Source organism: Streptomyces olivochromogenes, from assembly GCF_021538895.1.
Taxonomy (GTDB): domain Bacteria; phylum Actinomycetota; class Actinomycetes; order Streptomycetales; family Streptomycetaceae; genus Streptomyces; species Streptomyces olivochromogenes_A.
In genome coordinates, this window is sequence record NZ_JADDRL010000135.1 from 1 (window position 1) to 23,820 (window position 23,820).

General features: G+C 73.3%; 26 protein-coding genes. 13 read left to right on the top strand and 13 right to left on the bottom strand.

From position 1 onward, the window contains the following. Positions 1 to 380 precede the first annotated feature (380 nt). On the bottom strand, positions 381 to 734 hold the full coding sequence (locus IPZ69_RS40170; protein WP_235459689.1) for a hypothetical protein: 354 nt from the start codon (positions 732 to 734) through the stop codon (positions 381 to 383). A gap of 217 nt (positions 735 to 951) precedes the next feature. Here IPZ69_RS40170 and IPZ69_RS40175 point away from each other — a divergent pair, with 217 nt between their 5' ends. Further along, entirely contained in the window at positions 952 to 1,143 is a 192-nt protein-coding gene (locus IPZ69_RS40175) for a hypothetical protein (RefSeq protein ID WP_235459690.1), read from the top strand. Between the two features lie 144 nt (positions 1,144 to 1,287). Further along, complete coding sequence (locus IPZ69_RS40180; protein ID WP_235459691.1) at positions 1,288 to 2,331, top strand: NUDIX hydrolase; 1,044 nt, start codon at positions 1,288 to 1,290, stop codon at positions 2,329 to 2,331. Positions 2,332 to 2,431: 100 nt separating this feature from the next. Here the strand turns inward: IPZ69_RS40180 and IPZ69_RS40185 are convergent, their stop codons facing one another. Continuing rightward, positions 2,432 to 3,148: an MBL fold metallo-hydrolase gene (locus IPZ69_RS40185; RefSeq protein WP_235459692.1), complete on the bottom strand. Its 717-nt coding sequence runs from the start codon at positions 3,146 to 3,148 to the stop codon at positions 2,432 to 2,434. Positions 3,149 to 3,209: 61 nt separating this feature from the next. Continuing rightward, positions 3,210 to 4,565, bottom strand: coding sequence for a dipeptidase (locus IPZ69_RS40190; protein ID WP_235459693.1), 1,356 nt, complete (start codon positions 4,563 to 4,565; stop codon positions 3,210 to 3,212). Positions 4,566 to 4,698: 133 nt separating this feature from the next. Here IPZ69_RS40190 and IPZ69_RS40195 point away from each other — a divergent pair, with 133 nt between their 5' ends. After that, on the top strand, positions 4,699 to 5,940 hold the full coding sequence (locus IPZ69_RS40195; protein WP_235459694.1) for a geranylgeranyl reductase family protein: 1,242 nt from the start codon (positions 4,699 to 4,701) through the stop codon (positions 5,938 to 5,940). Here IPZ69_RS40195 and IPZ69_RS40200 read toward each other — a convergent pair. Next, positions 5,930 to 6,385, bottom strand: coding sequence for a nitroreductase family deazaflavin-dependent oxidoreductase (locus tag IPZ69_RS40200; RefSeq protein ID WP_235459695.1), 456 nt, complete (start codon positions 6,383 to 6,385; stop codon positions 5,930 to 5,932). The genes IPZ69_RS40195 and IPZ69_RS40200 overlap by 11 nt on opposite strands. 154 nt (positions 6,386 to 6,539) lie before the next feature. On the opposite strand from IPZ69_RS40200, the gene IPZ69_RS40205 reads away from it, so the two are divergent. The 3 genes from IPZ69_RS40205 to IPZ69_RS40215 all read left to right on the top strand — a co-directional run bounded on the left by IPZ69_RS40205 (position 6,540) and on the right by IPZ69_RS40215 (position 9,246). Next, a complete protein-coding gene (locus tag IPZ69_RS40205; RefSeq protein ID WP_235459696.1) occupies positions 6,540 to 7,232 on the top strand; it encodes a TetR/AcrR family transcriptional regulator in 693 nt (230 codons plus the stop codon). A 122-nt stretch (positions 7,233 to 7,354) separates the two neighbouring features. Further along, a complete protein-coding gene (locus IPZ69_RS40210; RefSeq protein ID WP_235459697.1) occupies positions 7,355 to 8,584 on the top strand; it encodes a sensor histidine kinase in 1,230 nt (409 codons plus the stop codon). Next, positions 8,581 to 9,246, top strand: coding sequence for a response regulator transcription factor (locus IPZ69_RS40215; protein ID WP_235459698.1), 666 nt, complete (start codon positions 8,581 to 8,583; stop codon positions 9,244 to 9,246). Before IPZ69_RS40210 ends, IPZ69_RS40215 begins: the two co-directional genes overlap by 4 nt. On the opposite strand, the gene IPZ69_RS40220 is transcribed toward IPZ69_RS40215, so the two are convergent. After that, positions 9,207 to 9,491 carry a DUF6332 family protein gene (locus IPZ69_RS40220; protein ID WP_235459699.1) on the bottom strand — a complete coding sequence of 95 codons (285 nt, stop codon included), beginning with the start codon at positions 9,489 to 9,491 and terminating at the stop codon, positions 9,207 to 9,209. The genes IPZ69_RS40215 and IPZ69_RS40220 overlap by 40 nt on opposite strands. Positions 9,492 to 9,564: 73 nt before the next feature. Continuing rightward, the gene (locus IPZ69_RS40225; RefSeq protein WP_235459700.1) at positions 9,565 to 11,049 is read right to left on the bottom strand and encodes an MFS transporter; all 1,485 of its coding nucleotides are present in this window, start codon (positions 11,047 to 11,049) and stop codon (positions 9,565 to 9,567) included. A gap of 85 nt (positions 11,050 to 11,134) precedes the next feature. On the opposite strand from IPZ69_RS40225, the gene IPZ69_RS40230 reads away from it, so the two are divergent. After that, positions 11,135 to 11,527 carry a MarR family winged helix-turn-helix transcriptional regulator gene (locus tag IPZ69_RS40230; protein WP_235459701.1) on the top strand — a complete coding sequence of 131 codons (393 nt, stop codon included), beginning with the start codon at positions 11,135 to 11,137 and terminating at the stop codon, positions 11,525 to 11,527. 7 nt (positions 11,528 to 11,534) lie between these two features. On the opposite strand, the gene IPZ69_RS40235 is transcribed toward IPZ69_RS40230, so the two are convergent. The 3 genes from IPZ69_RS40235 to IPZ69_RS40245 all read right to left on the bottom strand — a co-directional run bounded on the left by IPZ69_RS40235 (position 11,535) and on the right by IPZ69_RS40245 (position 14,431). Next, a complete protein-coding gene (locus IPZ69_RS40235; protein ID WP_235459702.1) occupies positions 11,535 to 12,284 on the bottom strand; it encodes a maleylpyruvate isomerase family mycothiol-dependent enzyme in 750 nt (249 codons plus the stop codon). Positions 12,285 to 12,420: 136 nt separating this feature from the next. After that, positions 12,421 to 13,638 (bottom strand): MFS transporter, encoded by a 1,218-nt coding sequence (locus IPZ69_RS40240; RefSeq protein WP_235459703.1) that lies wholly within the window; start codon positions 13,636 to 13,638, stop codon positions 12,421 to 12,423. Between the two features lie 109 nt (positions 13,639 to 13,747). Next, positions 13,748 to 14,431 (bottom strand): DUF899 family protein, encoded by a 684-nt coding sequence (locus tag IPZ69_RS40245; protein WP_235459704.1) that lies wholly within the window; start codon positions 14,429 to 14,431, stop codon positions 13,748 to 13,750. A 289-nt stretch (positions 14,432 to 14,720) separates the two neighbouring features. On the opposite strand from IPZ69_RS40245, the gene IPZ69_RS40250 reads away from it, so the two are divergent. Continuing rightward, positions 14,721 to 15,695 carry a hypothetical protein gene (locus tag IPZ69_RS40250; protein WP_235459705.1) on the top strand — a complete coding sequence of 325 codons (975 nt, stop codon included), beginning with the start codon at positions 14,721 to 14,723 and terminating at the stop codon, positions 15,693 to 15,695. A gap of 52 nt (positions 15,696 to 15,747) precedes the next feature. On the opposite strand, the gene IPZ69_RS40255 is transcribed toward IPZ69_RS40250, so the two are convergent. Continuing rightward, a complete protein-coding gene (locus tag IPZ69_RS40255; protein WP_235459706.1) occupies positions 15,748 to 16,395 on the bottom strand; it encodes a Fic family protein in 648 nt (215 codons plus the stop codon). Between the two features lie 7 nt (positions 16,396 to 16,402). Continuing rightward, complete coding sequence (locus IPZ69_RS40260; RefSeq protein WP_235459707.1) at positions 16,403 to 17,125, bottom strand: hypothetical protein; 723 nt, start codon at positions 17,123 to 17,125, stop codon at positions 16,403 to 16,405. A 274-nt stretch (positions 17,126 to 17,399) separates the two neighbouring features. Between IPZ69_RS40260 and IPZ69_RS40265 the strand changes: the two genes are divergently transcribed. Next, the gene (locus IPZ69_RS40265; RefSeq protein WP_235459708.1) at positions 17,400 to 17,795 is read left to right on the top strand and encodes a luciferase domain-containing protein; all 396 of its coding nucleotides are present in this window, start codon (positions 17,400 to 17,402) and stop codon (positions 17,793 to 17,795) included. Between the two features lie 16 nt (positions 17,796 to 17,811). Here the strand turns inward: IPZ69_RS40265 and IPZ69_RS40270 are convergent, their stop codons facing one another. Further along, positions 17,812 to 18,591 (bottom strand): DeoR/GlpR family DNA-binding transcription regulator, encoded by a 780-nt coding sequence (locus IPZ69_RS40270; protein ID WP_235459709.1) that lies wholly within the window; start codon positions 18,589 to 18,591, stop codon positions 17,812 to 17,814. A 133-nt stretch (positions 18,592 to 18,724) separates the two neighbouring features. Here IPZ69_RS40270 and IPZ69_RS40275 point away from each other — a divergent pair, with 133 nt between their 5' ends. Together IPZ69_RS40275 and IPZ69_RS40280 are read left to right on the top strand one after the other, a co-directional pair. Beyond that, positions 18,725 to 19,606, top strand: a complete 882-nt coding sequence (locus IPZ69_RS40275; RefSeq protein WP_235459710.1) for an SIS domain-containing protein — start codon at positions 18,725 to 18,727, stop codon at positions 19,604 to 19,606. Positions 19,607 to 19,638: 32 nt separating this feature from the next. Next, positions 19,639 to 20,685 carry a class II fructose-bisphosphate aldolase gene (locus IPZ69_RS40280; RefSeq protein ID WP_235459711.1) on the top strand — a complete coding sequence of 349 codons (1,047 nt, stop codon included), beginning with the start codon at positions 19,639 to 19,641 and terminating at the stop codon, positions 20,683 to 20,685. Here the strand turns inward: IPZ69_RS40280 and IPZ69_RS40285 are convergent. Beyond that, positions 20,675 to 21,808: a methyltransferase gene (locus tag IPZ69_RS40285; RefSeq protein ID WP_235459714.1), complete on the bottom strand. Its 1,134-nt coding sequence runs from the start codon at positions 21,806 to 21,808 to the stop codon at positions 20,675 to 20,677. The genes IPZ69_RS40280 and IPZ69_RS40285 overlap by 11 nt on opposite strands. A 79-nt stretch (positions 21,809 to 21,887) precedes the next feature. Here IPZ69_RS40285 and IPZ69_RS40290 point away from each other — a divergent pair, with 79 nt between their 5' ends. Together IPZ69_RS40290 and IPZ69_RS40295 are read left to right on the top strand one after the other, a co-directional pair. After that, entirely contained in the window at positions 21,888 to 22,538 is a 651-nt protein-coding gene (locus tag IPZ69_RS40290; protein WP_235459712.1) for an alpha-ketoglutarate-dependent dioxygenase AlkB family protein, read from the top strand. A gap of 48 nt (positions 22,539 to 22,586) precedes the next feature. Beyond that, a partial coding sequence (locus tag IPZ69_RS40295; RefSeq protein WP_235459713.1) for an ROK family protein occupies positions 22,587 to 23,820 on the top strand: 1,234 nt, incomplete at its 3' end.

A 23,820-nucleotide genomic window follows, 5' to 3' on the forward strand; every position in this document is an offset into this window, starting at 1 on the left:
CACACAGGAGTCCTGCGGTGAGCGCTCCGACCACTCTTCGGCGGGTAGTGCGGGTGTGAGGGTGACGCATCGTTACGTTTCCTCCGACTCGCGACAGTGGGATGACGGCATGTGCGCGTCATCGGTGCGCGTTTACGGTAGGACGTGTTGGACTGTGGTGGAAGGGGTGCGGTAACGTTGGTTCGATATCCCGTCAAAACCCTTGACGGCGAGGCCGGTTGAGAGTGAGATCCAACCCGCGCGTTCGGTTGTGTTGAATCGCACCCCGGGAAGGGGCAAGGGAACAGACCTGGTTGGGCCTGTTCGCCCTGCGCCCTCGGGTGTGGCAGGACATCGGATGTTCCGACGCGATCACCTGGCGACGCGGACCGCACGCCGGGTCAGTGGAACTCGTGGACGACCTCGATGGTGCCGACGATGTGGGCGTTGAACTCGTCCAGCTCCTCGGCGGGCACCCACAGTTCGAGGATCGTCTCGCCGCCCGCCTGCTGGACGGGATAGCGGCCGAGGAACTCCGAGTCGACCTCGAAGCGCGTCACGAATCCGGCGCCGTCGTGCTTGACGTTCCAGTCCCGGGCGATCCTGATCGCGTAGTCCTCGTTGAGGACCGGATAGAAGATCGGCTGCTCGGGCAGTCGCGGCGGCCAGGCGCGCCAGTCCAGCTCACGGACCAGGTCGAGCTCCTTGGGGCCCGTGGGGCGCCAGAGGGTCGTGGTCGGTCGGGGGCTGGTCATGGGAAGCGCCTTCGGGGTCGTGGGCCCGCGTGTTCCGGGCAGGCCTGGGGCTCGGACGATACCGGTGACATGATCATGTGGCCACGGGGTTTCGCCCCGGCCGACGGCCGCCGCCGAACCGCTCGGCGGTCGACCCCGAGCCGCTCGGCGGTCGAGCCCGAGCCGGGAACCGCGGTGATCCGCGTGACCCCCGACCGCCTGCGTAGTTGATCCGGGCATGAAGAAGCGCAGCATGCTCGCCATCGCCTCCCTGGCCACCGGATTCGTCGTGGCCGCCATCACCCCGTCCCACGGCACCGAGGACCACGCGCAAGGCGATCTGAACGTGTCGGACACCCTCGACACGGTCGGTCACCTGGTCAGCGAGGACAGCTTCGCCGTCGACCAGAACGCCCTGGGACAGGAGTAGGAAGGGACGAAAGGTGCCGCGCGGTGCCGGTGCCCCCGTCGCGGGGCACCGGCACGCCGCCGGTGGGCCCCCTCAACTGGGGCTGGTTTCCGTGGCAGTGTGGAGCGGGCAAGCCACTGGGGGCCAATAGAAGAGGGGGAGTCCGTGACGGTCGTCTGGATCAACGGCGCGTTCGGTGCGGGGAAGACCACCACCGCACGGGAACTGATCGAGCTGATCCCGAACAGCACGCTCTTCGACCCCGAGGTCATCGGGGGAGCACTCACGCACCTGCTGCCGCCCAAGCACCTCGCCGAGGTCGGCGACTTCCAGGACCTGCCGATGTGGCGACGGCTCGTGATCGACACGGCCGCCGCGATGCTCGCCGAGCTCGGCGGGACGCTCGTGGTCCCGATGACCCTGCTGCGCCAGGAGTACCGCGACGAGATCTTCGGCGGCCTCGCCGCCCGCCGCATCCCCGTCCGGCACCTCCTCCTCGCCCCGGCCGAAACGATCCTGCGGGAGCGGATAGCCGGGCGGGAGGTCCCGCCGGACCTTCCCGACGGCGAGATGCGCGTCCGCCAGTGGTCGTACGACCACATCGAGCCCTACCGCGCCGCCCTCGCCTCCTGGCTCACCGCCGACGCCCACCTCGTCGACACCAGCGCCCTCACCCCGTACGAGACGGCCGTTCGCATCGCCGAGGCCGTCGGCAGCGGCGACGTCGCCCCGTGCGACATCGTCCAGACCCCGGAACCCACCGCCGAGACCGTGGCGTCCGGGGTGCTCCTGTTCGACGAGCGGGACCGCTTCCTGCTCGTCGACCCCACCTACAAGGCCGGCTGGGAGTTCCCGGGCGGAGTCGTCGAGTCCGGGGAGGCCCCTGCCCGCGCCGGGATCCGCGAGGTCGCCGAGGAGACGGGCATCCGGCTGGAGGACGTACCGCGACTGCTCGTCGTGGACTGGGAACCGCCGGCGCCCCCCGGCTACGGCGGACTGCGGCTCCTCTTCGACGGCGGCCGCCTCGACGCGGCCGAGGCCGGCCGGCTGCTGCTGCCCGGGCCCGAACTGCGCGAGTGGCGCTTCGTCACCGAGCAGGAGGCCGCCGACCTGCTGCCGCCCGTGCGCTACGAGCGCCTGCGCTGGGCCCTGCGGGCCCGCGAGCGTGGTGCGGCGCTGTATCTGGAGGCGGGGATCCCGGTGGGCTGAGGCCCGGGACCGCGAGCGCGGCCACCGGCGGGGCGATGGGCCACCGGCAGGGACGCGTGGCCACCTGCGCGGCCCCGAGGTCACCGCCACGGCCCCGTGATCAGCCCGGCACCCCGTACGCGTCCGCCGCCTTCCTCAGTACCGCCGAGGCCCGCCCGACGACCGGATCGCCGTGACCGAAACAGGCCACCTCGGTGTCGAGCTCCGCCAGACGGCGGAACGACGCGAGGGTGCGGGCGCGGTCCAGGTTGAGGACGCCGGGCATGACCGAACCGGTCACGGGCGACGCGGCCACCGCGTCGCCCGTGAACAGCACACCGTGTTCCGGCAGATGGATCGCGATACTGCCGTCCGTGTGACCCGGGGCGTGGACCACGCGGGCGCCGCCGCCGAAGTCGAGGACGTCACCGTCGGACAGCTCGCCGACGCTGTCCGGGCGGACCGGGTCGCCCGGGGGCAGGTGCTCGGCCGCCGCGGCGTGGATCGGCAGCTCCCAGTCCTCGAAGACCGGCGGCGGCCCGGGGAGCTCACCGCGGACGAACGGGGCGTCCGACCGGTGCGCCAGCACCCGCGCGCCGCTCAGCGCGGCGAACTCGCCCGCCCCGCCCACGTGGTCCTCGTGGAAGTGGGTGAGCACGATCCGCCGTACGTCCGACGGGGCCCGCCCCAGCGCCGTGACCGCGTCGGCGATCGTCCGGCCGGCGCCGATCGTCCCGGCGTCGATCAGCGTCGACTCGTCGCCGTCGCGCCAGAGATAGGCCTGGCCGACCGGGAAGCGCAGGAGGTGGAGGCGGGGCAGGATCTCGATGACGTCCATGCGCCGACCGTAGGGAGGCCCCCGCCCGCGAGCGAGGGCCCTCGGCTGTCGGCAGAACGGTTCAGCCCGCCGCGTAGTTGCGCAGGAACAGCGCCTCCGCCACCGACAGCCGCTCCAACTCCTCGGGGGACACGCTCTCGTTGACCGCGTGGATCTGCGCCTCCGGCTCGCTCAGGCCGATCAGCAGGATCTCCGCCTCCGGGTACAGGCTCGCCAGGGTGTTGCACAGCGGGATCGAGCCGCCCTGACCGGCGTACTGCATCGTCTCGTCCGGGTAGGCGACCGCCATGGCCTCGGCCATCGCCTGGTACGCCGGGCTGTCGGTGTCGGCGCGGAACGCCTGACCCTGGCCGACCTGCTCGATCCGCGCCCGGGCGCCCCACGGCGTGTGCGCCTCCAGGTGGGCCTCCAGGAGCTTGGTCGCCTCGGACGCGTCCACGCCCGGCGGCACGCGCAGGCTGATCAGGGCGCGGGCGCTCGCCTGCACGGACGGGGTGGCGCCGACGACCGGCGGGCAGTCGATGCCGATGACCGTGACGGCCGGGCGGGCCCAGATCCGGTCGGCGACCGGGCCGTCGCCGATCAGCCCGACGCCGTCCAGCACCTTGGCGTCCTTGCGGAACTGCTCCTCGTCGTACTCCAGCCCCTCCCACCGGGTGTCGGGGGTGAGCCCGTCGACGGTCGTGGAGCCGTCCTCGGCGCGCAGCGAGTCCAGGACCCGGATCAGCGCGGCCAGGGCGTCCGGGGCGGCACCGCCGAACTGGCCGGAGTGCAGGTTGCCCGCGAGGGTGTCGATCTGCAGCCGGACCATGGTCATGCCGCGCAGGGTGGTGGTGACGGTCGGCAGGCCGACACGGAAGTTGCCCGCGTCGCCGATGACGATCGTGTCCGCCGTGAGCAGCTCGGGGTGCTGCTCGGCGTACCGCTCCAGGCCGCCCGTGCCCATCTCCTCCGAGCCCTCGGCGATCACCTTGACGTGCACCGGGACGCCGCCGTTCGCCTTCAGGGCGCGCAGCGCGAGCAGGTGCATGATCAGGCCGCCCTTGCAGTCGGCGGCACCGCGGCCGTACCAACGGCCGTCACGCTCGGTCAGTTCGAAGGGCGGGGTGGTCCAGGCGGCCTCGTCCAGCGGCGGCTGGACGTCGTAGTGGGCGTACAGCAGAACCGTCTTCGCGCCCGCGGGGCCGCGCAGGTGGCCGTAGACCGACTGCGTGCCGTCCGGGGTGTCGAGCAGGGCCACGTCCTCGAAGCCCTCGGCGCGCAGCGCGTCGGCGACCCAGTTCGCGGCGGCCTCGCTCTCGCTCCTCGGGAACTGGTCGAAGTCCGCCACCGACCTGAAGGCCACCAGCTCGGCGAGCTCGGCCTTCGCTCTGGGCAGCAGCGAGGCCACGGTCTCGGCGACCGGATTCGACGACATGGGCACGCTCCTCGTAGGTGCGACGTTGTACCTGTGGATACACCGATCCTCGCACAGTGGCCTGCGACGACAGCCGCCGTAGGATGCGGGGGACAGGTGCGGCAGACGGCTTTGATCGGAGCAGCGGACCATCGTGAGCGGCGAGAACTCTTCGGCGGACGACGTGCAGCGGATGTGGGACGTCGTCGTGGTGGGCGCGGGACCGGCGGGGGCCTCGGCGGCCTACGCGGCAGCGGTCACGGGACGGCGCGTGCTGTTGCTGGAGAAGGCCGAGCTGCCTCGCTACAAGACCTGCGGCGGAGGCATCATCGGCCCCTCGCGGGACGCGCTGCCGCCCGGCTTCGAGCTGCCGCTCAGGGACCGGGTGCACGCGGTCACCTTCTCGAACAACGGGCGCTTCACCCGTACCCGCCGTTCCAAGCAGATGCTGTTCGGGCTGATCAACCGGCCCGAGTTCGACCAGCAGCTCGTCGAGCACGCGCAGAAGGCCGGCGCCGAGCTGCGCACCGGCGTCACCGTGCAGCGGGTCGAGCAGCACGGATCGGCCGTGCCGGACCGGCGCACGGTCGCCGTCGTGCTGCAGGGCGGCGAGACCCTGCTCGCCCGGGCCGTGGTGGGCGCCGACGGCAGCGCCAGCAGGATAGGGGGACACGTCGGGGTCAAGCTGGACCAGGTCGACCTCGGCCTGGAGGCGGAGATCCCGGTGCCGCAGACGGTCGCCGAGGACTGGCAGGGCCGCGTCCTCATCGACTGGGGCCCGATGCCCGGCAGTTACGGCTGGGTCTTCCCCAAGGGCGACACGCTGACGGTCGGTGTGATCTCGGCGCGCGGCGAAGGCGCCGCCACCAAGCGGTACTTGGAGGACTTCATCGCCCGGCTCGGGCTCGCCGGCTTCGAACCGTCCATCTCCTCCGGGCACTTGACCCGGTGCCGGGCCGACGACTCGCCGCTGTCGCGCGGCCGGGTGCTGGTGTGCGGCGACGCGGCGGGGCTCCTGGAGCCGTGGACCCGCGAGGGCATCTCGTTCGCGCTGCGCTCGGGGCGGCTCGCGGGGGAGTGGGCGGTCCGGATCGCCGAGGCGCACGACGCCGTGGACACCCGACGCCAGGCCCTGAACTACGCGTTCGCGATCAAGGCGGGCCTGGGCGTCGAGATGAGCGTCGGCAAGCGGATGCTGGCGGCGTTCGAGCGCCGGCCCGGACTGTTCCACGCGGCCCTCACCGGATTCAGGCCCGCGTGGCGCGCCTTCCGGGACATCACGCGGGGCTCGACGTCCCTGGGCGAGCTGGTCCGCAGCCACCCCATGGCCCAGCGCGCCCTGACCGCGCTGGACCGGCGGCCGCCCGCCGCGGCGGAGGAGCCCGTCAGCTCTTGACGGTGACCCGGAAGACCGGGTGGTTGGGAGCGATGCGGCGCAGGTCGTCGTCGGGTGAGTCGGGGCCGACCCCGTCGAAGAAGATGCCGACCTCGGCCTTCCAGCGCTTGAGGTACGCGCGCAGCAGCGGGACCTTGTCCTCGTCGGCGATCTCGGTCGCGGTGAACACGTCCACGTTCTTGCCCAGCCGCAGCTCGCCGCCGCCGGCCGCGCGCATGTTGTGCGTCCACTGGACGTGGCCGCGCGGGGCGAGCAGGTACTGCTGTCCGTCCACGGTCAGCAGGTTCACGGGGGTGGTCCGCCACTCGCCGCTCTTGCGGCCGCGCACCGCCAGGACCCGGGAGCCCCACACGCTGAGGCCGCGACGGGTGAGCCAGGCGACGAAGCGGTTGAGGACGTTGACGGTGAACCAGCCGGGCTTCTTGACATGCGTGGACGTGGACATGGAGACCCCCTGAGAGTGGGAGAGCAGCGGCTGCACTCCCTATTCGGAGAGCAGTGCTCTCGCTGGAGAAGAGTGTGCCTGAGATCGGTGCTCGCAAGCAAGAGCAGCGCTCTCGATTGTGTGCACCGCTCTCGCTCCATGGCAGACTGCTCCCATGAGCACCGCAAAGGGCGTCCGCGCGCGAGCCAGGATCGAAGTAACCGCGGCCATCAAGGACGAGGCCCGCAGACAGCTCGCGGCGGACGGTGCCAGCAAGCTCTCGCTGCGGGCCGTGGCCCGCGAGCTCGGCATGGTCTCCTCCGCGCTGTACCGCTACTTCCCCAGCCGCGACGACCTGCTGACCGCGCTCATCATCGACGCCTACGACTCCCTGGGGGAAGCTGCCGAGGCCGCCCATGCCGAGGCCGGTGACGTCGCCCCCGCCCGGCGCTGGGTCGCCGTGTGCGAGGCCGTGCGCGGCTGGGCGCTCGCACATCCCCACGAGTACGCGCTGATCTACGGTTCGCCGGTGCCCGGCTACACGGCGCCCGAGACGACGATCCCGCCCGCGGCCCGCGTCGGCGTCCTGTTCATCGGCATCGTGCGCGACGCGTACCAGCGACGCGGCGTGGCCCGCACCCCCGTCCCCGCCGAACTGGAGCCGGAGGCCCGCCGCATGGCCGCCGACCTGGCGCCCGACCTCCCGCCGGAGGCGGTCGTAGCCCTGGTCGCCGCCTGGTCGCAGTTGTACGGGCTGGTCGGGTTCGAGCTGTTCGGGCAGTTCAACCGGGTGGTGGAGGACCGCGCGGCGTTCTTCCGGCACGCGGCGGCCCGGCTCGCCGACGGGGTGGGTCTGGTCTTCCCGTAGGGCGCCCGGCCTCCTCGGACGTCCGGCCTCCCGGGGCGGTCCTGCCTACTCCCCGGGGAGTAGGTGTGATCACCCCGCCCGGCCGACGCCGCCTCGGGCCGTCGGCGTCTAGCGTGGCCGCCATGGGAGAGCAGCGCGTGCACGGGGGCGGTCCGCCGCAGTGGTGGCGGTACGGGCCGCCGTGGTGGAGCCGCTTCGACGACGCGGCCGAGCCGCGCGGGGCGCGCTGGCCGTGGCGGTCCACCGTGCTGATCACCGCCTTCGTGCTGATCGGGTCGAACTTCGCGCAGCACGGGCAGCAGGGCCGCGAACCGCTGGACCCCTTCGGGCGCGTGCTGCTGGTGGTGGCCTCGGGACTGCTGTTGTGGCGCAAGCGCCACCCGGTCTTCGTCGTCTTCGGCACGGCCACGGCCCTGCTGCTCTACCTGGGCGCCGGATACCCGTACGGACCGGTCTTCCTGACCGTCGCGGTGAGCTGCTTCAGCGCCGTCGTCACGGGGCACCGCCGGGCCGCGTGGGCGGCCGTCGGGCTGCTCTGGGCCGGACATGTCCTGGTCGCGCTCTGGCTCTACCGCCGGCTGCCGCCCCCGGGCGACGGACCCGGCGACATCGGCCAGGAACTCGTCATCGCCACCTGGGTGATCGCCATCGCGGCGGTCTCCGAGGTGGGCCGGACGCGGCGCGAACAGTGGGCCCGGGAGCGCGCCGAGCGCGCCCAGGCGGCCCGGCGGCGCGCCGACGAGGAACGGCTGCGGATCGCCCGCGAGCTGCACGACGTCCTCGCGCACAGCATCTCCGTCATCAACGTCCAGGCGGGCGTGGGCCTCGCCCTGCTGGACTCGGACCCCGAGCAGGCGCGCACGGCGCTCACCACCATCAAGGCGGCGAGCAAGGAGGCGCTCGGGGAGGTGCGCCAGGTCCTGGACACCCTGCGCGCGCCGGGCGCCGCGCCGCGCGCCCCCGCCCCCGGCCTGGACCGGCTCCCCGAACTGGTGGAACAGGCGGCGGGCGCGGGTCTCACCGTCGAGATCGAGGGGGAGCCGCCGCGCCTCACCCCGGGCGCCGACCTCGCGGCCTTCCGCATCGTCCAGGAGGCCCTCACCAATGTCGTACGGCACTCGGGTTCGCGGCACGCGCGCGTGCGCCTCGCGCAGGAAGCGGGCGCCTTGCGGCTGCTGATCGACGACGACGGTCCCGCGACCGGCGCGGACGCGGGCGGCAGCGGGAACGGGCTGGCCGGGATGCGGGAGCGGGCCGCCGCCCTGGGTGGCACGATCGAGGCGGGCCCGCGCCCCGACGGCGGCTTCCGGGTGCTCGCCGTACTGCCCCTGACGGTCAAGGAGGACCGGTGATCCGAGTACTGCTCGCCGACGACCAGTCGCTGGTGCGCGCCGGCTTCCGGGCGCTGCTCGACGCGCAGCCGGACATCGAGGTGGCCGGTGAGGCGGCCGACGGTGAGCAGGCCGTGCGCGCGGTGCGCGAACTGCGCCCCGACGTCGTCCTGATGGACATCCGCATGCCGCTGCTCGACGGCCTGGCCGCGACCCGCGGCATCACCGGCGACGCGGAGCTGAAGGACGTGAAGGTGGTCATGCTCACCACCTTCGAGCTCGACGAGTACGTCTTCGAGGCGATCCGCTCGGGCGCCTCCGGCTTCCTGGTGAAGGACACCGAACCGGACGAACTCCTGCGCGCCGTGCGGGCAGTGGTCGAGGGGGACGCGCTGCTCTCACCGGGGGTGACGCGTCGCCTGATCGCCGAGTTCGCGGCCCGTTCGAAGGAGCCCGCGGCCGCCGACGCGCTGATGCGGCTCACCGAGCGGGAACGGGAGGTGATGGCCCTGGTCGGCATCGGCCTGTCCAACGAGGAGATCGCCCGCCGCCTGGTCGTCAGCCCGCTGACCGCGAAGACGCATGTGAGCCGCACGATGGTGAAGCTGGGCGCCCGGGACCGGGCCCAACTCGTCGTGCTGGCCTACGAGTCGGGGTTGGTGAGGCCGGGCTGGCTGGGCTGAGCCGCGCGCTCGAAGCGGACCAGCACGCTCACCACCCGGATCGCGAACACCACCGGCGCCAGCGTCACTCCCGCACGCAGCAGCAGCGTGGACGGCAGGTCCGGCAGATCGAGGAGCAGCGCCGGTCCGGCGACGGCCCCGAAGACCACCGCCGCCACGAACGCCGCGCTGGCCAGCGCGTACATGATCTCGATGGTCATCGCGTCCCGCTCGGCCGCGGTGCGCCGTCCCCCGTGTGTGTCCATCCGGGCAGTCTCACAGGCGTGCGCCCGGCGGGGCAAGCGGGCCTCGCCGGGCGCACGCGCGGAGGCGTTCCCTCTAGTCACGAACCGCCACACGGTCCGTTTCCGCCTGGGTGGACTTGGCGACCACGATGGACCGCCGCGGCCGGCGGCCGCGCAGCCCGGTGAGGGTGATGAGCAGCCCGGCCGCCGCGACGCCCGTGACGACCAGGAACCCGGGCCGGTAGCTGTCGAGCACGGCCTGCGGGGTCGCGTGGGCGGGGGCGCCCGCGGTGACCACCGCCGTGACGACCGCCAGGAAGATCGCGCCGCCCACCTGGACCGACGTGTTGAGCAGGCCGGACACCATGCCCTGCTCGTGGTCCTCGACGCCGTTGGTGGCCTGGATGTTGAGCGAGGGGAAGACGAGCGCGCAGGCCGCGCCGATCAGCAGCATCGACGGCAGGACGGCGGCCGCGTACACCGGGTCGAGGTCGACGCGCAGGAACAGCGCGTACCCGAGGACCATCAGCGCGAATCCGGCCGCGATCAGCCGCTGGGTGCCGAAGCGGTCGACGATCGAGCCGACCTTCGTCGAGGACACCGCCACCAGCGCGCCGGCCGGCAGGAAGGCCAGCGCGGTGTGCAGCGCCGACCAGCCGAGCAGCGACTGCATGTACAGGGTGGTCAAGAACTGGAAGCCGACGTACGACCCGAAGAAGGCGAGCGCGCCGAGCTGGGCGCGGACCTGGCTGCCCGAGCGCAGCACCCCGAGCCGGATCAGCGGGCTCGGCGAGCGCCGCTCGACCAGGACGAAGACGGTCAGCAGCACGGCGACGGCGAGGAAGGACAGCAGGGTACGGGCGGAGGCCCAGCCGGCCTCGGGCGCCTGGACGACGGTGAAGACGAGCAGCAGCATCGAGGCGGTGCCGAGGACGGCGCCGGGGATGTCGTAGCCGTCGTGGTCCTCCTCGCGTGCGCTGCGCGGCAGCAGTTTCAGTCCCGCGAGCAGCGCGAGCACGGCGATCGGCGCGGGCAGCAGCATGGTGAGGCGCCAACTGGCCTCGGTGAGCAGGCCGGACAGCACCAGGCCCATGGAGAAGCCGGTGGCCGCGCAGGTGGTGTAGATGGACAGGGCACGGTTGCGCAGCGGGCCCTCGGCGAAGGTCGTGGTGATGATGGACAGTCCGGCCGGGGCGGTGAAGGCCGCGCTCAGCCCCTTGATGAAGCGGCTGGCGATCAGCAGCGGGCCCGAGTCGACGAGCCCGCCGAGCAGCGAGGCGAGCGCGAAGACGCCCAGGGCCACCAGGAACACCTGGCGCCGGCCGAGGAGGTCGGCGGTGCGGCCGCCGAGGAGGAGCAGCCCGCCGTACCCCAGGATGTAGCCGCTGACGATCCATTGCAGCGTCGACGTGGAGAGGTGGAGGTCGGAGCCGATCGACGGCAGCGCCACGCCGACCATCGACACGTCCAGCGCGTCCAGGAACATCGCGGCGCAGAGCACGAGCAGGGTGCCCCACAGCCGGGGAGTCCAGCGGACCGCCGACGACGGGGTCGCGGGGGTGGTGAGCGGAGAAGTCATGCGGTCGACACTACATGCACGTGCATCGCATGCATACGCAATTAATTACAGTGCAACGAATTCATTTCTCTGCTACGGTGCGTTCATGGCGGGGAAGAAGGCCGAGCAGGCGCTCGTGGACCAGTGGCGGGACATCCTGGCACTGCACGCCCGCACCCAGTGCGAACTCGACCGCGCCCTGCACGGACACGGCCTGTGCGCCAGTGACTTCGAGGTGCTGGACCTGCTTTCGGAGGGCCGCGCGGCGGACGGCGGCTGCGCCTACCGCGTGCAGGAGATCTCCGACCGGGTCCATCTCAGCCAGAGCGCGCTGTCCCGTCTGATCGCCCGTCTGGAGAAGGACGGCCTCGTCGAGCGGGCCATGTGCCCGGAGGACCGGCGGGGCGTGCGCGTGGCGCTCACGGAGAGGGGACGCGCGCTGCACGGCGAGGTCCTGCCGGTGCAGCGCGCGGTCCTGACCCGGATGTTGACGGGCTGACGACCGCTCAGATCGCGGACGTCTCCCGCCACAGCGCGGCGAGCGCCGCGTCACCGGTCACGCTCGGCAGGGGCTGCCGGTTCCACAGCGCCAGGTACAACCGGTCGGCGGGACCGGCCAGTTCGGCGTCCGCCTCCCCGGCCTCGTCCGGCGTCGTCACGGGTGGCTCCGCCGACAGTCGTACGGTCCACACGGCGCCCTCGCCCCCGTCCGCGTCCGTGGCCGCCCGCACCCGCAGCACGCGCGGCCCGTCCGTACGGACGCGGCTCCTGGAGCGGGCGTGGAAACCGCGCAGCAACTCGTCGATGCCGTCCACCGCGAACTCCGTGGCGATCGGGGACGGGGTGCCTCCGCGCGCGGACTCCGCGTCGTAGCGGTGCACCGCCGTCTCGTGGGCCTGTCGGCGGGTCCAGAAGGCCAGCGGTGACGGGGAAGGGGCGGGATGGAAGGTCCAGCAGTCCAGGTCGCGGGGCGCGGCGGCCAGGGTGTCGACGAGGCGGCGGTGGCTGTCCCGGTACCAGGTCACCAGTTCGGCGCCGTCGAGGTCCGGGAGATCGCCGAAGGGGCGGGGAGTGGTGTGCCCGTCGGCGACGATCCCGGTGGCCCAGCGGTGCACCGCGCCGGTGTGCCGCAGCAGGTCGCGCACCTGCCACTCCGGGCAGGTCGGCACCTTGGCCTCGGTCCCGGCCTGCTCGGCGGCCGCGGCCAGCAGCCGGCCCTCCCGGTCCAGGGTCTGAAGGAAATCGGCAGTCTCCATGGAGCCGAGTCTGCCTGATGGAGTGCGATCGAGGCCCCCGGTTACCGCGCCGGCCGGTGAGGTTCGCACCGGCCGGTCCGGCGCGTACCGGGGGCCCCGGTGATCTCGCGTCACCCGGAGTTCGCGTGGTCCTGTGTCACGCGGAGTTCGCGTGGTCCTGCGTCGTCCGGACTTGGCGTGGTCCCGCGTCATCCGGAGTGCCCGCGCGGCGCGTCGCGACGCCGATGGCCGCGGCGATCGCCGACAGTGCCGCGACGCTGGTCAGCGCCGTGGGCAGGGAGAACCAGTCGGCCATGAAGCCGATCGCGGGCGGTCCGAGGAGCATGCCTCCGTAGCCGAACGTGGAGGCGACCGCGACGCCGGAGGGGCCGGCGAGGGAGCCCGCCCGTTCCACGGCGACCGGGAAGAGGTTGGCCAGGCCGAGTCCCGTGACGGCGAAGCCGATCAGGGCCGCCCAGACGGAGGGCGCGAACGAGCCGAGCAGCATGCCGGCCGTCGCGGTGGTGCCGCCGGCGATCACCGTCCGGGAACGGCCCAGGCGTTCGAGGAGCGTCGTCCCGGTGAGCCGCCCGACGGTCATGGCCAGGGCGAAACACGAGTACCCGACTGCCGCGAGGCCCGCCGAGGCGTCCAGGTCCTGTTCGAGGTGGAGCGCGCCCCAGTCTGCCATGGCTCCCTCGCCGTACGCCGTGCACAGCGCGATCAGGCCGAAGACGGTGACGAGGCGGCGGGAGCGGGGGTCCAGGCGGTGCCGGGCGCCGTCACCGGACGGCGGCCGATGTGCCGGTACGGGCGGCTCGTGGCGGAGCAGGGTGTGCCCCGCCGCGGCGGTGACCAGCAGGCCGATCACGGTGAGGCCGAGCAGGTGGCGGGTGGGGGAGAGGGATCCCGCGACCAGTCCGCCGAGGCCGGCGCCGGCCATGCCGCCCAGGCTGAACGCCGCGTGGAAGGAGGGCATGACCGGCCGTCCGAGCGCCGCCACCAGGTCCACGGCGGCGCTGTTGAAGGCCACGTTGATGCCGCCGTACGCCATGCCGAACACGAACAGGACCGCGCCCAGGGCGAGCACGGAGTGGGTGAGCGGGGGCAGGGCGACGCTGAGGGAGAGCAGGACGGCGCACACGACGGTGACCTGGTGATTGCCGTAGCGGCGGCACAGGCGGCCGGTCAGCGTCATGGTCAGCACGGCTCCGGCGGACACGCCGAGGAGAGCGAGGCCGAGGGCACCGGTGGAGGCGCCCGTCTGCTCCTTGACCGCGGGGATCCGGACGACCCAGCCGGCGAAGAGGAAGCCGTCGAGAGCGAAGAAAGCGGTGATCGCCGTGCGGAGACGGGTGAGTGAGGGGGCCGGCACGACACTGTGGGCCCGGGGTTTGTTTATTAGCGGCACAAAATCCAGGCTAGGTGGGTACGGCAATCGGGGCAAGGCAATGGTCGGCGGCGGACCGGAAGCGGGCCGCCGGTCAGTAGTCCAGGCCCGCGTACCACGCGCCGCGGCCGGCCGGTGTCAGGTCGAGCAGATGCCAGACGGGATTGAGGAGGTCGATGCCGCGCTCGCCGATGTCCTGGGCCATGCGGGGATGCATGGAGTAGAAGTGGCGCACTGTGCCGTCTCCGTCCCGGGTGAAGACGGAGATCGTGGAGTCCTGCGCGCCGTCCTCGTCCTCGCTGCCGAGGTCGTACTTGAACGTGCTGTCCCCGCAACTCAGCAGGCGCAGCCGGTTCCAGCCGCGGTCGCGGGCGTGCCGACGCAGCGCGGGCGGGTCGGCGGCAGCGGCGACCGCGAAGTCGGCGCTGCGCGCGATGTGGTGGGCCACTCCGTTGAAGCCGTCGATCCACAGGGTGCACATCGGACAGGGCTCGGTCTGCAGCTTGCCGTACATCAGGTGGTAGACGATCAGCGGCCGGTCCGGGGCGGTGAACAGCCCGCTCAGGGCGACCTCGCGGACCGGGTCGTCGCCCGCGCCGAGGTCGGCCGGGCCTTCGAGGAAGACGTAGTCGTCGACCGGCGGGCCCTGCGGGAGCGCTCGTCGCCGGGCCGCCACCTGTTCGCGGTGGCGCATGAGGTCGACCTCGGCGAGGCGGAGCTCTTCTCGGGCGGCGAGGTACTCCGCGGACTCGCCGGGCAGACGGGTGTGCCGCAGCATCGCGTCCTCCTGGGTGGGAGCGCCCCCGAGCCGTGTTGCCGAGTCTAGGACGGGCCCTAGGCACGTCGACAGTCGAGCCGAGGAGCCGAGGAGCCGAAACGCCGCGTGGCCGGGGTGCGGCGGGCCCGCGGTCCCGGGTGTGTCACCCGCGTGCACCCCGGGTGGCCCCTTGACATGGGCCGCGCGGGCGAACTCCCGGCCACGGCTGCCGTCGGCGCCGACCGGCGCGCCGTTTCGTTGGTCCGGTGCCGTATGCCGGTGCCCCGCGTCCCGCTCGAAAAGAGGTCCCATGCCCCGACTCCCCCGTCCGGCCGGTATCGCCATGGCCGTCCTCGCCCTCGGTGTGCTCGCCACGGCCCCCGCGTCGGGCGGCGAGCCGGCGCTCTCGGACGCGCGCCTCGTCGCCCACTTCGACTTCGCGGCCGGGCGGACCCCGGAGAACATCGCGCTCGAACGCGACGGCTCCGCCGACCTGACCTTCGCGTTCGCCCGGCAGGTCGCCAACGTCACCCGGCAGGGGGCCACCCGCATCCTCGCGACCCTGCCGTCCGTGGCGAACCCGCACACACCCCTCGTCCGGGCCGCCATGGTCCTCGGCATCGCCCGCGCCCACGACGGCACGCTCTACGTCACCTACGCGACCGGGACCGCGAAGACGGGTGTCTGGCGCATCGCCCGCGGCGGCGGCGCGCCCCGTCAGATCGCGAAGCTGCCGGCCGACGGCCTGCCCAACGGCCTGGCCCTCGACGAGCACCGGGGCGTGCTCTACGCCGCGGACTCGGTGCTCGGCACCGTCTGGCGCATTCCGCGCTCGGGCGGCAAGGCCGTCGCGTGGGCCAAGGGCGCCGCGCTCACCCCGGCCCCCGCCCCCTCGGAGGGCGTCGGCGCCAACGGCATCAAGGTGCACGGCCATGCCGTGTGGGTGTCCAACACCGACCGGGGGACGCTGCTGCGCATCCCGGTGCGTCCTGACGACACCGCGGGCGCGGTCGAGAAGCGGGCGACCGGTCTCGCCGGGATCGACGACTTCGCCTTCACCGGGCGCGGGCACACCGTCCTCGCCGCGCTGATCTCCAGCAACCGGGTGGCCCTGGTACGCCCCGACGGCACCCACACGGAGGTGCTCACGCGACAGGCCGGGCTGTCCAACCCGACCGCCGTCGCCGTACGCGACCGGACCGTCTACGTCGCCGGCGGGGCGTACTACACCATGCGGGACCCGAACCTGCTCATCGCCCGCCTGCACCGGGGCTTCGACCGGTAGCGCGCGGCTTCCCCCGGCGTCGGCCGGCTGCCCGGCCCCGCGCCCCCTTCGGCTACCCGCCCGCCCGTCGTCGCGTCGCCCGGATCAGGACGTTCACCAGGACCGCCAGATCGGCGGCGCCGTCGGCGTCGTCCGCGTAGCGCGCGATGACCAGCGGCCCGACCTCGTCCAGCCGTACGCCCTCCAGGTCGAGCACATGGGCCAGGGCCAGCAGGGCCAGCCGGGCGTTGCCGTCCGCGAAGGGGTGGAAGAAGGCGACGTCCAGGTAGGCCCTGGCGGCGCGGGCCGGGAGCGGAACGCCGCCGTCGCCGCTCTCCCGCAGGCAGTCCGCGAAGTCCCGCCAGGTGTGCGCGGTCAGGCCGTAGCGTTCCCGGCCGCCCTTGGCGAACGCGTCGCCGTCGCGGAAGGGCATGTCGGGTTCGCCGAGCACGAGTTGCTGCCAGCCGGCCAGCAGCTTCGGGGCGAGCGGCTCGCCCCGGGCCGCGTCGGCGCGGGCGCGGGCCAGCGCGGCGTGCAGCCGGTCGGCGCGACCCGGGTCGCGCCGCCGCACGGGGCCGTCGTACCAGGCGACGAGGCCGTCGACGCGCCCCCGGACGGGGCGCGCCGCGTCCATGGGGACCGCCGACGCCCAGTCGACCTGCCGTCTGACCCGGCACCAGACGGCCAGCGCGTCGGACGTCACCGGCACGTCGGAGGTCACCGGCACGTCAGACGTCGAGGGACGGCCGGGTGCCGGTGGCCCGGACCGCAAGGTCCTCGCCCACCGCGTCCACCAGGGTCTGCTTCGGCGTGGTCCAGCTCGCGAACCGCCCGCCGATCGCCTCGTCGACCATCCGCCTGGCCTCCTGAGGCTCCACTCCGGCCGAGGAGAGGAACCAGACGAGGACCAGCGTGCACAGCCCGTACCAGCCGTCCTCCGCGCCCGTGCGGTCCACCACCAGCGTCATCAGCCGGGTCGCCGCCCGCTCCAGGTGCCAACTGCGGTCCTCGGCACTCGCGTCGGGCGGCGGGGCCAGCCACTCGAACCTGTCGGCCAGTTCCTCCAGCCAGTCGCGCCACTCCAGCAGCGAGTCCACGACCCGGGCGGCCGTCGGCCCGGGTTCCCCCACCGAGTGCGGGACGCAGCACCAGCTGGCGACCACGCCGCCGCCACCGCCCTCGCCGACGCCCCAGTGCCAGCCGCAGGTCCAGCGGCCGTACCGGGCCGCGAGGAGTTCGGTGACCGCGTGGTAGAAGGCCCAGCCCTCGCTGCTGTGGCCCTCGGAAGGGGGCGTGGGCACCATCGAGGTGATCAGCTCGGTGAGCCGGGCCTCTTCCGCCTCGTCCCAGGCGAAGGGATTGCGGTCCGGGTCGGCGGCGGACCACGGCAGCCGGAAGGGCGCGAGTTCGGGGTTGGCGGACGTGACGTGCCTCCCTGGGCGTTGGAACAACCGATCGATAGTGCCCGGGCGGGAGGTGCTTGTCATCCGGATATCCGCCCGCCCGCTCGGGGTCGCGGGCCCGCGGGCCGGTCACTTCGAAAACCTGCGCCCCAATGGTCACTTCGTGCCCGTGGGCCCGCGGTCCGCCGATCTGCTTTTCAGCCCCCGTGACCATGCGTTTTCGGCCTTTGCGACCCATGTGTTCGGACAAACACCGAATACAGCTCGGTTAATGCTTGCTCACGAGCTGGTTGCCAGCGGGTGAGCACGCCATGATGGCCCCATGACGTTGGCCTCGCGCGCACTCGCGCAACTGGCGACTTGGCCGGACCTGAGACAGGCCGTGCCGAGCTGCGGCCTTGGGCAGGCGGTGAGCTCGGCCCGGGGCGAGATCGCCCACTTCCACTCGGACCGGGATGTCGATCTGCATCTGACGGACCGTGCCATCCGCCGCTTCGCCAAGGACCTCAACGGCTCCAGTGCGATCCGTGTCGTGCCCGGTTCGCAGTGGGTGACCATACGCCTCGACGCCGCGAGCGACGTCGACCTGCTCATGACGCTGGTGAGTGTCGCCCTCCAGGCCCAGCTGACCTGGCAGGACCCCGTCGACAGGCCCCAGGTCGGCTGCAACGACCACCGCGGCGCGGGCTTCGTCCGGGCGGACCCCTACGGCATCTGACGCCGCACGCCGGGTGTCACACGGCGACGACCCGGATCCCCGCCTCCTCGAACCGGTGCACGGTCTCCTGTCCCACGGCCGTGTCGGTGACCAGCGTGTCCACCAGCTCGGCCGAGCAGATCCGGGCGAACGCGCGCCGGCCCAGCTTGCTGGAGTCGGCGGCGACGACCACGCGGGCGGCCCGCTCGCACAGCAGCCGGTTGATCGCGGCCTCCTCCTCGTCGTGCGCGGCCGCGCCGTGCGTGACGTCGAAGGCGACCACCCCGAGCACGGCCATGTCGAGGGTGATCTGGCCGAGCACGCCGTCCGCGAGGGGGCCGATGAGTTCGTACGACTGCGGGCGCGCGACCCCGCCCGTCACCACGATCTTGAACTGGGGCCGTACGGCGAGCTCGTTGGCGATGTTGAGCGCGTTGGTGACGACGGTCAGCGCCGGTGAGCCGGCGGTGAGGTCGCCGCGCACGGCCAGCGCCCGGGCCACCTCGGTGGTGGTCGTGCCGCCGGTCAGGCCCACCGCCTCGCCCGGTGCGACGAGATCCGCGACCGCCTTCGCGATGCGCTGCTTCTCGGAGGCGCGGCGGGCCGTCTTGTAGCGCAACGGCAGTTCGTAGGACACGCCGTGGACCACGGCCCCGCCCCGGGTGCGCACCAGCATCTGCTGCTCGGCCAGCTGGTCGAAGTCACGACGGATCGTCGCGGCCGAGACCGACAGCTCGGCCGCCGCCTCCTCGACGTCCAGGCGGCCACGCTCGACGAGCAGTTCCAGCAACGCCTTCCAGCGTGCGTCCCGTGACATCCGCGGCCTCCGTTCCTCGATCTCCCGATCTTTCGGCGACCCTAGCGCACTTCGTTTCCGCTCGAATGCTTGATTGTGCGCGAAACGCCGCTATATCTTGCAAGAACAATCAGTGGCCGGGGAGGGGTACGACATGAGTCATGTCGAGGACGAGCTGAACAGCCAGCCCGAGTGCTGGACACGGGCGGCGCGACAGGCCGAGCGGAGCGCGGCGGCGCTCCCGGCGCCGGGGGAGCGGGTCGCCGTCGTCGGCTGCGGAACCTCGTACTTCATGGCCCAGGCGGCCGCGGCCTTGCGCGAGAGCGCCGGCCGGGGCGAGACGGACGCCTTCGCCGCGTCCGAGTTCCCCCACGGCCGCCGGTACGACCGGGTCGTGGCCCTCACCCGCTCCGGCACCACCACCGAAGTGCTCGACCTGCTCGGGAAGCTGAGGGGACACACCCCCACCACCGCGGTCACCGCGGACCCGGACACGCCCGTGATGACGGCCGCCGACGAGGTGGTCGTGCTCGACTTCGCCGACGAACGGTCCGTCGTGCAGACCCGGTTCGCCACCAGCGCGCTCACCCTGTTCCGCGCCCACCTGGGCCTGCACACCGACGCCGTCGTCGCCGACGCCCGCACCGCACTGTCGACACCCCTGCCCGCGGGGCTCGACGCGTGCACGCAGTTCACCTTCCTCGGCCGCGGCTGGACCGTCGGTCTCGCCAGCGAGGCCGGGCTGAAGATGCGCGAGGCCTCGCTCGCCTGGACCGAGGCCTACCCGGCGATGGAGTACCGGCACGGACCCATCAGCGTCACCACCGAGGGCACGGCGACCTGGATGCTCGGCGAGGCCCCGGACGGGCTCGCCGCACAGGTGGGGGCCACGGGCGGGTGGTGGATCGAGGGCCGGCTCGACCCGCTGGCCGAACTCGTGCGCGTCCAGCGGCTCGCGGTGGCCGTCGCCGCCCGCCGGGGCCTCGACCCCGACCGGCCACGCCACCTCACCCGCTCGGTGATCCTCGCCCCCTGACGTTCACCGCCCCCTCGGGAAAGGAAGAGGCCGTGCCCCTCGCAGCCACCGGCGAGCTGGTCGCCCGCGCCGCCGCCGCGCACTCCGCCGTCGCCGCCTTCAACATCATCACCCTGGAACACGTCGAGGCCGTCATCGCCGGCGCCGAGGAGGCCCGGTCGCCCGTGGTCCTCCAAGTCAGTGAGAACGCCGTGAAGTTCCGCTACGGACGGCTGCTCCCGCTGGCCGCCGCCGCCGTTGCAGCGGCCGAACGCGCCTGTGTGTCCGTGGCGTTGCACCTCGACCACGTACAGAGCGACGACCTGCTGCGCCAGGCCCCCGGCGCCGGCTTCGGCTCCGTCATGTACGACGCGTCCCGGCTGCCGTACGCGCAGAACCTCGCCGCGACCCGCGCGGCCGCCGACTGGGCCCATGCCCAAGGGCTGTGGATCGAGGCGGAGTTGGGGTCGATCGGCGGCAAGACCGGGCAGCCGGAGTACGCGACCGGCCGGCCCGACGACGCCGCGCCGGGCGTGCGTGAGGAGTCCGTGCCGGGCGGAACCGGTGTGGCTCCGGGCGGGCGTGACGGGTCGGCGCCGAGCGGGCCCGGCCCGTCCGGGGCCGGCGTGTCCGCGCCCGTCGGGCCGCCGACGCTGGACGCCCACGCGCCCGGTGCCCGTACCGACCCCGACGAGGCGCGTGCCTTCGTCGCGCGGACCGGGGTCGACGCCCTGGCCGTCGCCATCGGCAGTGTGCACGCCATGACGACCCGCACCGCCGCCCTCGACCACGAGCTCCTTCAACGGCTGTCCGCCGCCGTGCCCGTACCGCTCGTCCTGCACGGCTCCTCCGGCGTGCCGGACGACGGGCTCGTCGCGGCGGTCGCGGGCGGCATCGCCAAGGTCAACGTCGGCACGGCCCTCAACCAGGCGATGACCGGGGCGATCCGTGACTTCCTCGCCGCCCACCCCGAGGCCGTGGACTCGCGCAAGTACCTCAGCGTGGGGCGCGAGGCCATGGCGGGGGAGGTGGCGCGGATCATCCGGGTGCTCGGCCGGGCGGCGCCGGCCGCGCACGGCGGGCGGGCCGCTACTTCTTGACGGCCCGCAGCACCACGAACTTCGCGTCCCCGGCCACCAGTTGGCTGTTGCCGAACAGGCGCCGCAGCTTCACGTGGTACCCCAGGTGCCGGTTGCCGATCACCCACAGCTCGCCGCCGGGGCGCAGCACGCGCCGCGCCCCGGTGAACATCCGCCAGGCCGTCGTGTCGGTCAGCGCCTGGTGCGAGTGGAACGGCGGGTTGTTGAGGACCAGGTCCGCGCTGCCGGCGGCCACCCCGGCCAGCCCGTCCCCGACCCGGAACTCCGCGTGTCCGGGCACCCCGTTCGCCTTGTACGTCGCCTCCGCCGAGGCCACCGCCTGGAACGACTCGTCCACGAACAGCACCTCGGCATCGGGATCGGCCAGCGCCATCGCCGTACCGACGACACCGTTGCCGCACCCCAGGTCCACGACCCGGCGCCCGCCCCCGCCCGCGGGCAGGTGCTGGAGGAAGAACCGGGTGCCGATGTCCAGCCGGTCGGCGCAGAAGACGCCCGCGTGATTGACGACGGCGGCCCCGGAGACCGCGCCGAGGCCCTCGGGCAGGGTGTAACCGTACGGCCAGGGATTGGCGCCGCGCTCCAGCGCCGGATCCGGGGCGCAGAAGATCAGCCGGGCCTTCTGCTCGGCGAGCGAGGTCCGGGTCGGGCCGAGGATCCGCTCGAACAGCCGCAGCGTCGAGGTGTGGATCTCCTTCACCATCCCGGTGCCGACGACGACCGTGTCCGCGTGCACGGCGGGGGCCAGCCGCAGCAGCTGGTCCTCCAGGAGCGCCAGGCTCTTCGGCACCCGGACGAGCAGCACGTCGACCCGCTCGGGCGGCGGATCCTGTGTGGTCAGCAGCCGTACGGCACCGGGCGCGACGCCGGCCCGCGCGAGGTTCGCCCGGGTCGCCTCCTGGCTCAGGAACGAGTCGGTGATCTGCGTCGGCCGGTGCTCCGCCAGTGCCGTGACCAGCGCACCCCAGCGGTCGCCGAGGACCACGACCGTGCCGGACAGCGGGATCCGCTCCTGGGCCAGATGCCGCAGCAGATACGCGTCGGAGGCGTCCCAGGCACGCAGCCGGTCGTGCGGATCCTCGGGGAACCGGGACAGTTCGAGCTCGCCCCACGGAGTCGTCATACGCTCGTTCATCGTGCGTCCAGGCTAGCGGAGCCGCAGCTCAGGACCGGTCGGGCGGCCCTTCGGGCAGGATGGGCACATGGACGCCGAGCTGTTCCCGAGGACGCGCACCGAGGTCGCGCCGGGTGCGGTGCACTTCCCGGACTGGCTGGACGCCCCGGCCCAGCGGGAGCTGCTGGCGGCCTGCCGGGAGTGGGCGCGCCCGCCGGCCGGCCTGCGCACGGTCCGCACACCGGGCGGCGGCACCATGACCGCCCGCCAGGTCTGCCTGGGATGGCACTGGTACCCGTACGCCTACGCGCGCACGGTCGTCGACGGCGACGGCGCGCCGGTCAAACCCTTCCCGGTCTGGCTGGACGAGCTGGGCCGGCGCGCGGTCGGCGCGGCGCTCGGGGCGGACGCGGTCACCGGGACGCCGTACGACATCGCACTGATCAACTTCTACGACGCCGACGCCCGCATGGGCATGCACCGCGACGGCGACGAGCGGTCCGACGCGCCGGTGGTGTCGCTGAGCCTGGGCGACACCTGCGTCTTCCGCTTCGGCAACACCGAGACACGGACGAAGCCCTACACGGACGTCGAACTGCGCAGCGGCGACCTGTTCGTCTTCGGCGGCGCGTCCCGGTCGGCCTACCACGGGGTGCCGCGGGTGCACCCCGCGACGGCGCCGCCCGGGCTCGGGCTGACCGGGCGGCTGAACATCACCCTGCGGGTGAGCGGCTTCTAGGTTGCGGCGTCGGCCGACCGCTGTAGGGATCATGGGAGACTCACCGTCATGAGCGGCAAGGCGGACCCCCGGACGGCGGGGGAAGGGACCACGTCCAGGACGCGGTTGGACCGGGGGCGTGGGGCGCTCGGCCCCGCTCTGGAGCTCGTGCACACCGGCCGTGCGCCGACCCGGGCCGTGCTGACCGCCGAACTGGGGGTGACCCGGGCGACGGCCGGCGCGGTGGCCGCCGAGCTGGAGGCGCTCGGACTGATCCGGGTGGACGCCCGGCCCGGCGCGCCGGCCGGCTCCCAGGGGCGTCCCTCGCACCGCCTGGAGGTCGCCGAGGACGGGCCCGTCGCGCTCGCGGCGCAGGTGCACGCGGACGGCTTCCGGGCGGCGCTGGTCGGCCTGGGCGGCCGGATCGTGGCGACCGCGCCCGGCTGCGAGACCGTGGACGCCGACCCGGCGAAGGTCCTCGGCTCGGTGGTCGAGGCGGGCGCCGAGCTGCTGCGGAGCACCGGCCGGCGCTGTGTGGGCGCCGGGCTCGCGGTGCCGTCCGCGGTCGCCGAACCGGACGGCCTGGCCCTCAACCCCCTGCACCTGGACTGGCCGGTGGGGGCGCCGGTCCGCCGGATATTCGCACAGTGCGTGCGCGCCGCCGGGATCACCGGGCCGGCGTTCGCCGGCAACGACGTCAACCTCGCCGCGCTCGCCGAGCACCGGCACGGCGCGGGGCGCGGCGCCCGGGACCTGCTGTGCGTGGCCACCGGGCACCGCGGCGTGGGCGGCGCGCTGGTCCTCGACGGCCGTCTGCACACGGGCAGTTCGGGCCTGGCCCTGGAGGTCGGCCACCTCACGGTCAATCCCGAGGGCCGCCCCTGCTACTGCGGCAGCCGCGGCTGCCTGGACGTCGAGGCGGACCCGCTGGCCCTGCTCGTCGAGGCGGGCCGGGAGCCGGGCCCCGAGGTGTCCCTGCTCCAGCAGGCCAACGACCTGCTGCGCGGCCACTACCACGATCCGACCGTCCGCACGGCCGCCGAGGCGCTGATCGACCGCCTGGGCCTCGGCCTGGCCGGCCTGGTCAACATCCTGAACCCCGACCGCATCATCCTCGGCGGCCTGCACCGCACCCTGCTCGACGCCGATCCGGACCGCCTGCGCGCGGTCGTCGCCGACCGCAGCCTGTGGGGCCAGAGCGGCGGCGTCCCCATCCTCCCGTGCACCCTCGACCACAACAGCCTGGTCGGCGCGGCGGAACTGGCCTGGCAGCCCGTACTGGACGATCCGCTGGGGGCGTTGA